The organism is Lysobacter zhanggongensis (assembly GCF_046638635.1).
GTDB lineage: Bacteria > Pseudomonadota > Gammaproteobacteria > Xanthomonadales > Xanthomonadaceae > Novilysobacter > Novilysobacter luteus.
This window is the reverse complement of record NZ_JBJXHK010000092.1, coordinates 1-7799: the sequence shown is the minus strand read 5'-3', so window position 1 is coordinate 7799 and position 7799 is coordinate 1. Positions and strand designations below refer to the sequence as shown.

Below are 7799 nucleotides of genomic sequence, written 5' to 3'. Positions count from 1 at the left end.
AGCGGCCGTGCTGGCCGCGCTGGCCGTCGCCTCGCCGCTGCTGGTGATCGGCGCCGGTGCCGCGCGCGACCATTTCACCGCCAACCGGCTCCAATCGCAGGCCTGGACCGAAGCCGCCACGGTATTGCCGGCCATGCCCGCGTCGGCCGACCCACGCGCAATGGTTGTCGCGCACCACGCGCAACTTGCCGCGGGCGACGCCTTCCACCAGGCCATCGCCGCCCTGTTCACTGCCATCGACAGCGTCGACAGCACCGAGCTCGACGCACTTTCCTATGCAGGTGACCGTGTGGTGGCCGAGATCGCACATACCGGCAACGCCGACCTCGACACGGTGCGGGCCGCACTCGCGGACGCAGGTCTCCCCAGCGAGGTCACAGGCTCGCGCACGACGGGCAACCGCGTCCACAGCACGATCGAACTGGGGGCCGCGCCATGACCATCGGGTCGATACCGGGATCGTCCGCCAGCCGGGTACGCGAGTCGTGGGCGTCACTGGCGCCGCGCGAGCGGACCATGCTGGCGGTTATGGCGCTGGCCATTGCCGCGTTCGTCCTCTGGCTCGGCATCGTGCGCCCGCTGCAGGATTTCGCCGGCGACGCCATGCAGCGGACGCAGCGCGCTGCCGGTGACCTGCGGGAGGTCCAGGCGCGGGTGCGCGACATACGGGCGATGGAGGCCAGCCGACCGGCACTGCCATCGGGCGAGCGGTTCGCCCCCGCGATCATGGATGCGGCGGCCGTCGGGCAGGTCGCCATCACCCGCCAGCGCATTGGCGATGGGGGCGTGCTGGAAGTGGGGATCGACGCGGTCGCGGCGCCGGCGCTGTTCGGCTGGCTCGACGCGCTGCGCACCGGTCACTCGATCACCCCGGCCTCGCTCGAGGTGCGCGAGCGCAACGGCGCGCTGCAGGCGGAAGTCAGCTTCAATCCGCCCGTCGCGCCGCCCTGAAGCGGTCACCCGGCTGACATCGGGCTGAAGCTCGACTGCAACCGGGCTGTCACCCGTCTGCAGGAATGTCACATTCCTGCAAGATTTGGCGCCTAACCTGCGCCCACTTCCCCGCTGTGACACCGACCGTCATGAAAATCACACCAAACCGTCTTGCGGCCGCGCTCATGCTGGCCGGCATCGCGCCACTCGCCCATGCCGGTGTCCCGATCGACACCATCGGTGGTTCCGAAATCAGTTTCGAAGGCCTGGTCCAGGCCGACAGCAGCTGGTACGACAGTGACCTTGCCGACCTCGACGGCGATGCCGGCGATGGCAACGACCATGACCACGAACTGCGCCGCGCCGAGCTGGTACTCAAGGGCAAGGGGCCCGGCAACGTGGACTGGGTGGTGGGCTACGACGCCAAGGGCGACAAGTGGCTGGACGTCAACGTCGGCTACGACTTCGGTGGTGGCCACGGCCTGACGGTCGGCCAGTTCAAGCAGCCCAACAGCCTGGAGGAGCTGTCGTCGACCAAGAACAACGACTTCATCTCCAAGGCGATGACCACCAACACCTTCGCCGTGTCGCGCCGGCTCGGTGCCGCCTATGGCTACTCGGCCGACGACTGGAGCATCACTGCAAGCAGCTTCGGCCGCGAATTGACCAGCGGCGGTGCGCACGGCGCGGGCTACGGCCTGCGCGGGACATTCGCCCCCATCCACGACGACGCCAGCATCCTGCACCTGGGCCTGTCGTACGTCGACCAGGACACTGACGCCGATACCCTGCGGCTGCGTACCCGCCCGCAGGCCGACCTGGCCGGCGTGAGGCTGGTCGATACCGGCACACTGCTCGACACCGACCGCGTGGCCACCACCGGCGTCGAGAGTTTCTGGGCGCATGGCCCGTTGAAACTGCAGGGCGAGTACATGCATGCCTCCGTCAGCCGGCACGACAACGCTGACTACACCGCCACCGGCGGCTACCTCAGCGCCGTCTACAACCTGACCGGCGAGTCGTGGGGCTACAAGTCCGGCACCCCCGGCACCGCCAAGCCGGCCGATCCGGCCCGCGGCATGTGGCAGGTGGGCCTGCGCTACGACACCATCGACCTGGACGACGGCACCGTTGAAGGTGGCCGGATGGACGCGATGACCGCGGGCGTGAACTGGTACTGGCGCAAGAACTTGAAGTTCGCGCTCAACTACGTGCAGGTCGACAGCGAGCGCCAGGGCCTCAGCGACGACCCGGACATCATCGAGACCCGGCTCCAGTTCTTCTGGTAGCGGAAGCTTCCAGTCTCTCTCTCAATCTCCCTCCCCGGGCAGGGCGCGACCAAGGTCGCGCCCTTTTTGTTTGCGCGTCCGGTACCCGCCAGGTGAACACGGCCTGCACCGGCTGTAACAAAACCGGGCGAACTGTCATATCGGCGTAACAAAAACATCATTTCATGGTCGCACCCGCCGGCAGGTGCCGGCATTCNTCAATCTCCCTCCCCGGGCAGGGCGCGACCAAGGTCGCGCCCTTTTTGTTTGCGCGTCCGGTACCCGCCAGGTGAACACGGCCTGCACCGGCTGTAACAAAACCGGGCGAACTGTCATATCGGCGTAACAAAAACATCATTTCATGGTCGCACCCGCCGGCAGGTGCCGGCATTCCTCGTCACGGAGTTCCGAATGAACACCACGCCGGCCGGCTTCAACCTCCGCACCGCCGCCCTGCCCGTTGCCCTCGCGTTCGCCGTCGCCGCGTGCGGTGGCAACGACTCCACGCCCGCCGCCGATGCCGGCGGTTCCGCCCCGGGCGCCAGCACCGAGGCGGGCGACCAGGTCTCCGCGCAGATCACCGGTGCCGGCGCGACCTTCATCTTCCCGCTAATCTCCAAGTGGTCGGCCGACTACAACGCCGCCACCGGCCACAAGGTCAACTACCAGTCGATCGGTTCGGGCGGCGGCATCGCCCAGATCAAGGCCGGCACCGTCGACTTCGGTTCGTCCGACGCGCCGCTGTCGAGCGAGGAGCTGGCCGAGGCCGGCCTGCTGCAGTTCCCGTCGGTCATCGGCGGCGTGGTGCCGGTGGTCAACGTCAAGGGCATCGAGGCCGGCGAGCTGAAGCTCACCGGCCCGCTGCTGGCCGACATCTACCTCGGCAAGGTCAAGACCTGGAACGACCCGGCCATCGCCGCGGTCAACCCGGGTGTCGAGCTGCCCGCCGGCAAGATCAACCTGGTGCAGCGTTCGGACGGCTCGGGCACCACCTTCAACTTCACCAACTACCTGACCAAGGTCAGCCCGGCGTGGGCGGACGCGGTCGGCGAAGGCAAGTCGGTGCAGTGGCCCGACGGCGTGGGCGGCAAGGGCAACGAGGGCGTGGCCTCCTACGTGCAGCAGATCGACGGCTCGATCGGCTACGTCGAGCTGGCCTACGCGCTGCAGAACAAGATGGCCTACGCGATGCTGCAGAACGCGGCCGGCAACTTCGTCGCGCCGAGCGCCGAGGCATTCGCCGCCGCCGCCGCGACCGCCGACTGGACCAGCGTGCAGGACTTCAACCTGGTCATCACCAATGCGCCGGGCGAGCAGGCGTGGCCGATCACCGCCACCAACTTCATCCTGATGTACGAGCAGCCCAAGGACGCCAAGCGCAGCGCCGATGCGCGTGCGTTCTTCGAGTGGGCGCTGGAGAACGGCCAGCAGCAGGCTGCGTCGCTCGACTACGTGCCGCTGCCGCCGGAGCTGGTCGGCCAGATCGAGCAGTACTGGGCCGCCGAGTTCAAGGGCGCCACCGCGCAGTAACCGCGTCTCGTCGGACCGCCCCCGGATGCCACGTGCACCGGGGGCGTATTGCCGGCCAAGGAATCCGATATCCGCATGAATGCCATCGCCCTCCCCGCCTCGCGCGACCACAAGGACGCCCGCAATGACCGGATGTTCCGGTACGTGCTGGTCGCCACCGTGGTGTTCGTGCTGCTGGCGCTCACCGGCGCGGCGCTGTCGATGCTCTGGGGTGGCCGCCAGGCGCTGGAGGCTTCGGGCCTCGACTTCTTCTTCAGCGCCGACTGGAACCCGGTCGAGAACCGGTACGGCGCGCTGGTGCCGATCTACGGCACCGTGGTCACCGCGATCATCGCGATGGTCATCGCAATCCCGGTGAGCTTCGGGATCGCCTTCTTCCTGACCGAGGTTGCACCGCGCTGGCTGCGTGGCCCGGTCGGCACGGCGATCGAGCTGCTCGCGGGCATTCCTTCGATCATCTACGGCATGTGGGGCCTGTTCGTGCTGGTGCCGGTGATGACCACGTACGTTACGCCGTGGGCCAACGAGCACCTGGGCACGCTGCCTGTGATCGGCCCGCTGTTCCAGGGCCCTCCGATCGGCATCGGCATGCTCACGGCCGGCATCGTGCTGTCGATCATGGTGATCCCCTTCATCTCCTCGGTGATGCGCGAGGTCTTCCTGACCGTGCCGACGCGGCTGAAGGAATCGGCTTACGCGCTGGGTTCGACGAAGTGGGAGGTCAGCTGGGACATCGTGCTGCCGTACACCCGCTCGGCGGTGATCGGCGGCATCTTCCTCGGCCTCGGCCGTGCGCTGGGCGAGACCATGGCGGTCGCGTTCGTGATCGGCAATTCGACCCGCTTCACCGCATCGCTGCTCGAGCCGGGTACCACCATCGCCGCGCTGATCGCCAACGACTTCGGCGAGGCGACGGAGACCTACCGTTCGGCGCTGCTGCTGCTGGGCTTCGTGCTCTTCATCGTGACGTTCATCGTGCTGGCGATCGCCCGGCTGATGCTGGGCCACCTATCGCGCAAGGAGGGCAACCGATGACCTCGCCCGCCGCCACCGCCCACGTCGCCGACGCGCGCCGCCAGCGCACCGCCAACGCGCTGTACCGCCGGCGCCGCATCACCAACGCGGTGTCGCTGGTGCTCGCCTGCCTGGCGGCCGTGCTTGGCCTGCTGTTCCTGGGCTGGATCCTTTGGACGTTGGTCGCCAAGGGCCTCGGCGGAATCGACGCGGCGCTGTTCACCCAGGACACGCCGCCGCCGATGGCCGAAGGCGGCCTGCGGAATGCCTTCTTCGGCAGCGCGGTGATGTGCCTGATGGCGATCGGCATCGGCACGCCGCTGGGCATCGCCGCCGGCACATGGCTGGCCGAGTACGGCGCCGCCAGCCGCATCGGCACCGTCGTGCGCTTCGTCAACGACATCCTGCTGTCGGCGCCGTCGATCGTGCTGGGCCTGTTCGTCTACACGTTGCTGGTGATGCAGGCCGGCGGCAACTTCTCGGCGGTCGCCGGCGCGGTGTCGCTGGCCTTCATCGTGCTGCCCGTGGTGCTGCGCACCACCGACGAGATGCTGCGGCTGGTGCCCTCGCAGATGCGCGAGGCGGCACTGTCGCTTGGCGTGCCGCAATGGAAGGTCATCGTCCAGGTCATGTACCGCTCGGCCATGCCCGGCATCGTCACCGGCATCCTGCTGGCACTGGCCCGCATTTCCGGCGAGACCGCGCCGCTGCTGTTCACCGCATTCGGCAACCAGTACTGGAGCGCCGACGTGACCGGCCCGATGGCAAGCGTCCCGGTGGTGATGTACCAGTTCGCCGGCAGCCCGTACACGTCCTGGCAGGACATCGCCTGGGCCGGCGCGCTGGTACTGACCGGCTTCGTGCTGCTGATCAGCCTGGTCGCACGCGCCATCGTCGCGCGCAAGCGGGTGAGCCATGACTGAGCCCGCCCCGTCCCGCCGCCCGGCTGCGGCCCCGCACCCCTCAACCTTCCAGGCACCCGCCATGAACGACGCCATCGCCTCCCCCATCGACACCCGGGCGCCGGTCAAGCTCGCCGCGCGTGGGCTCGACTTCCACTACGACCGGTTCCACGCACTCAAGGGCATCAACCTGGAGATCCCGGAAAAGCAGGTCACCGCGCTGATCGGTCCGTCCGGTTGCGGCAAGTCGACCCTGCTGCGCGTGTTCAACCGGATCTACGCGCTGTACCCCAAGCTGCGTGCCAGCGGCGAGGTGCTGTTGGACGGGGAGAACATCCTCGACCCGAAGTACCCGATGAACCGGCTGCGCAGCAAGGTCGGCATGGTGTTCCAGAAGCCGGTGCCGTTCCCGATGACGATCTTCGAGAACGTCGCCTACGGCATCCGCCACCACGAGAAGCTGGGCAAGGCGGAGATGGCCGACCGGGTCGAGCTGGCGCTGCGCCAGGGCGCGCTGTGGGACGAGGTGAAGGACAAGCTGGGCCAGAGTGCGCTGGGCCTGTCGGGTGGCCAGCAGCAGCGCCTGTGCATCGCCCGCGCGGTCGCGCTGCGCCCCGACGTGCTGCTGCTGGACGAGCCGACCTCGGCGCTGGACCCGATCTCCACCAGCCGCATCGAGCAACTGGTCGCCGACCTCAAGAACGAATACACCATCGCCATCGTCACCCACAACATGCAGCAGGCCGCGCGCGTGTCCGACTTCACCGCCTTCATGTATCTGGGCGACCTGGTCGAACATGGCCCGACCGACCGGATCTTCTCGGCGCCGGACAAGCAGCAGACCGAGGACTACATCACCGGCCGGTTCGGCTGAGGAGAACCCCATGACCACCCAGCCCCACGACCACATCGTCAAGAGCTACGACGACGAGCAGCGCCGCCTGCTCGACGAGACCCTGCGCATGGGCGAGATGGCCGCCGCGCAGCTGGAGGCCGCGCTGGACGTGGTCGCACGCCGCGACGACAAGGCCGCCGCGCGCATCATCGCCAACGACGAGGCGATCGATGCGCTGGAACAGGAGATCAGCCAGGACGTCATGAAGCTGGCGTTGCGCGGGCCGATGGCCCGCGATCTGCGCGAGATCCTCGCGGCGATCCGGATCGCCTCAGACATCGAGCGCATCGGTGACTACGCGGCCAACGTCGCCAAACGCTCGACCGCGCTCAACCTCGCCCCACCCCTGCCGCAGGTGGGCGGCCTGCAGGTGATCGGCCGGCTGGCCGTCGAGCAGCTGCGCGACGTGCTGGTGGCCTACCGCGACAACGACGTCGAGGCCGCCCAGGCCATCCGCGCCCGCGACGCCGAGCTCGACACCGCCTACACCGCGCTGTTCCGCGAGCTGCTGACCTACATGGCCGAGGACCCGCGCAGCATCACCGGCTGCACGCACCTGCTGTTCATGGCCAAGAACATCGAGCGCATCGGCGACCACGCGACCAACATCGCCGAAAACGTCTGGTTCCTCGTGCGCGGCAACGACGACCTTCCGCCGCGGGAGAAGCGCGACGGCAGCAATACCGTAGCCCCGTAGCGCCCGTTAACGACCGGCGCCGGCAACCGCGCTAGCATCGGCCTCCACCGCGGCCCCGGCCGCCACCACGGAGACAGCCGATGTCCAGCAAGCCGAACAAGCCCGTACTCGCCGCCGCCGGCATTGCCGGCACCCTGCTCCTGGCCGGCGCCGCGTTCGCCGCCACGCCGCTGGCCCAGGGCTACATGCTGGGCGCCAGCGACGGCGCCGCCGCGAGCGAGAAGGACCCGCACGAAGGCCGCTGCGGCATGGAGCGCATGGACACCGACAAGGACGGGCGCATCTCCCCGGCCGAGTTCGCCGCCGCGCATGACGGCGACGGCAGCCGCTTTGGCGAGCACGACCCCGATGGCGACGGCTTCATCAGCGCCGCCGAAATGGACGCCCACCACCCGAAGGTCGAGGCGGCCGACACGGGCGGGAAGGCCGGGATGGAAGGCAAGTGCGGCGAGGGCAAGTGCGGCGGCATGTGAGCCGCGGCACGTCCGCATACCCGGGATGACCGGTCCGGCACGGCTCGCCGCCGACGCCGTCGGCCTCGGCCTGCGGCGGGCCCTGCT

The 7799-nt window shown here is 68.6% G+C and carries 9 protein-coding genes; all 9 read left to right on the top strand.

The features are described from left to right. Positions 1-439: GspL/Epsl periplasmic domain-containing protein (locus ACKVMH_RS11765; protein ID WP_412700432.1), on the top strand; the 439-nt coding region annotated here is incomplete at its 5' end. Beyond that, positions 436-951: a type II secretion system protein GspM gene (gene gspM / locus ACKVMH_RS11760; RefSeq protein WP_412700431.1), complete on the top strand. Its 516-nt coding sequence runs from the start codon at positions 436-438 to the stop codon at positions 949-951. The genes ACKVMH_RS11765 and gspM, both read left to right, overlap by 4 nt. Positions 952-1082: 131 nt before the next feature. Continuing rightward, positions 1083-2222, top strand: a complete 1140-nt coding sequence (locus ACKVMH_RS11755) for an OprO/OprP family phosphate-selective porin (protein ID WP_412700430.1) — start codon at positions 1083-1085, stop codon at positions 2220-2222. Between the two features lie 390 nt (positions 2223-2612). Further along, the gene (gene pstS / locus ACKVMH_RS11750; RefSeq protein WP_412700429.1) at positions 2613-3731 is read left to right on the top strand and encodes a phosphate ABC transporter substrate-binding protein PstS; all 1119 of its coding nucleotides are present in this window, start codon (positions 2613-2615) and stop codon (positions 3729-3731) included. 75 nt (positions 3732-3806) lie between these two features. After that, positions 3807-4766: a phosphate ABC transporter permease subunit PstC gene (gene pstC, locus ACKVMH_RS11745; protein WP_412700428.1), complete on the top strand. Its 960-nt coding sequence runs from the start codon at positions 3807-3809 to the stop codon at positions 4764-4766. Further along, positions 4763-5668 carry a phosphate ABC transporter permease PstA gene (pstA, locus tag ACKVMH_RS11740; protein ID WP_412700427.1) on the top strand — a complete coding sequence of 302 codons (906 nt, stop codon included), beginning with the start codon at positions 4763-4765 and terminating at the stop codon, positions 5666-5668. Before pstC ends, pstA begins: the two co-directional genes overlap by 4 nt. A gap of 61 nt (positions 5669-5729) precedes the next feature. After that, the gene (pstB, locus tag ACKVMH_RS11735) at positions 5730-6521 is read left to right on the top strand and encodes a phosphate ABC transporter ATP-binding protein PstB (RefSeq protein ID WP_412700426.1); all 792 of its coding nucleotides are present in this window, start codon (positions 5730-5732) and stop codon (positions 6519-6521) included. Positions 6522-6531: 10 nt separating this feature from the next. Beyond that, the gene (phoU, locus tag ACKVMH_RS11730) at positions 6532-7239 is read left to right on the top strand and encodes a phosphate signaling complex protein PhoU (RefSeq protein WP_215218291.1); all 708 of its coding nucleotides are present in this window, start codon (positions 6532-6534) and stop codon (positions 7237-7239) included. Positions 7240-7319: 80 nt separating this feature from the next. Continuing rightward, entirely contained in the window at positions 7320-7712 is a 393-nt protein-coding gene (locus ACKVMH_RS11725) for an HvfA family oxazolone/thioamide-modified RiPP metallophore (RefSeq protein ID WP_412700425.1), read from the top strand. The last annotated feature ends 87 nt before the right edge of the window (positions 7713-7799 follow it).

Excerpts from the sequence above, each read along its gene's own strand:
- gspM (WP_412700431.1), top strand. The coding sequence starts at position 436 with ATGACCATCGGGTCGATACCGGGATCGTCCGCCAGCCGGGTACGCGAG.
- pstC (WP_412700428.1), top strand. The coding sequence starts at position 3,807 with ATGAATGCCATCGCCCTCCCCGCCTCGCGCGACCACAAGGACGCCCGC.
- pstS (WP_412700429.1), top strand. The coding sequence starts at position 2,613 with ATGAACACCACGCCGGCCGGCTTCAACCTCCGCACCGCCGCCCTGCCC.
- phoU (WP_215218291.1), top strand. The coding sequence starts at position 6,532 with ATGACCACCCAGCCCCACGACCACATCGTCAAGAGCTACGACGACGAG.
- ACKVMH_RS11755 (WP_412700430.1), top strand. The coding sequence starts at position 1,083 with ATGAAAATCACACCAAACCGTCTTGCGGCCGCGCTCATGCTGGCCGGC.
- pstA (WP_412700427.1), top strand. The coding sequence starts at position 4,763 with ATGACCTCGCCCGCCGCCACCGCCCACGTCGCCGACGCGCGCCGCCAG.
- ACKVMH_RS11725 (WP_412700425.1), top strand. The coding sequence starts at position 7,320 with ATGTCCAGCAAGCCGAACAAGCCCGTACTCGCCGCCGCCGGCATTGCC.
- pstB (WP_412700426.1), top strand. The coding sequence starts at position 5,730 with ATGAACGACGCCATCGCCTCCCCCATCGACACCCGGGCGCCGGTCAAG.